The organism is Acetobacterium fimetarium (assembly GCF_014284475.1).
GTDB lineage: Bacteria > Bacillota > Clostridia > Eubacteriales > Eubacteriaceae > Acetobacterium > Acetobacterium fimetarium.
On the sequence record NZ_WJBC01000071.1, the window covers coordinates 1 to 1,217 of the forward strand.

Sequence of the window (1,217 nt, forward strand, 5' to 3'; positions counted from 1 at the left end):
CGCCGCCCTTTAATGATGACGGTGACGACAAGCCGCGAAAATATTATGTCGGCGATGTTGTTGTTAAGGTTCTTTCAGAACGGATTCAGTATGTCGATAAAGACGGGAAACTGATTACCGAAAGCCTGATTGACTACACCAGGAAAAACATCCTCCAGCAGTATGCCCGTTTGGATCAGTTTCTTCGCAGCTGGACAGCAGCCGAGAAAAAACAAGCCATCATTGATGAACTTCAAGATGATGGGGTGCTGCTTGAGGCTGTCAGACAGGAATTGGGTAAAACGGAGCTGGATGACTTTGATCTTATCTGTCACATTGCTTATGACAAAAAACCGCTGACAAAACAAGAACGGGCAGCGAATGTGAAGAAAAGGCATTATCTATACAAATATTCGGATCTCGCCGAACAAGTGATTGCCGCCCTCCTGGATAAGTATGCCAATGATGGCATTAAAGAAATTGAAGAAACAAAGGTACTGCAGCTGGAAGAGTTTGCCAAGATCGGCAGTCCGATGAAAATTGTCAAAGCCTTTGGTGGCAAAGAAGCCTATCAAAAGGCCGTCCAGGAATTAGAAAACGAGATATATTACGCATAAATAGATAAGGCAGGTAAATAAAAAATGGCAATTGGTAACTTTGTAAAGAGAATTCAAGATGTGATGCGAAATGACTCCGGTGTCAACGGGGACGCCCAGCGGATTGAACAAATCGTATGGATTCTATTCTTAAAAATATACGATGCAAAAGAAGAAGCCTGGGAGCTTTATCATGATCATTACACGTCCATTATCCCAGCTGGACTCAAGTGGCGAGATTGGGCCGTCGATCGAAAAGATGGGGAAGCCTTAACTGGCGATGCCCTCCTGGACTTTGTCAACAACACCCTTTTCCCAACCCTGAAGAATCTGGAAATTGATGAAGAAACCCCCATGAGTCAAGTCATTGTCCGTTATGCCTTTGAGGATGCCAATAACTATCAGAAAGACGGTGTCCTGCTAAGACAAGTGGTCAATGTCATTGATGAGATTGACTTCACCGAATATAAGGAACGCCATGAGTTTGGAACCATCTATGAATCCTTCCTGAAGGATCTGCAAAGCGCCGGAAATGCCGGTGAGTTCTACACCCCAAGAGCAGTGACAGACTTTATGGTGAAAGTTGTTAAGCCAGTCTTGGGTGAAAAAATCAGCGACTTCGCCTGTGGTACCGGCGGGTTT

At 44.7% G+C, this 1,217-nt stretch carries 2 protein-coding genes; both read left to right on the forward strand.

Going from position 1 to position 1,217, the window contains the following annotated elements:
- A partial coding sequence (locus GH808_RS15110) for a type I restriction-modification enzyme R subunit C-terminal domain-containing protein (RefSeq protein WP_279289698.1) occupies positions 1–596 on the forward strand: 596 nt, incomplete at its 5' end.
- Positions 597–620: 24 nt separating this feature from the next.
- A partial coding sequence (locus GH808_RS15115; RefSeq protein WP_186843602.1) for an N-6 DNA methylase occupies positions 621–1,217 on the forward strand: 597 nt, incomplete at its 3' end.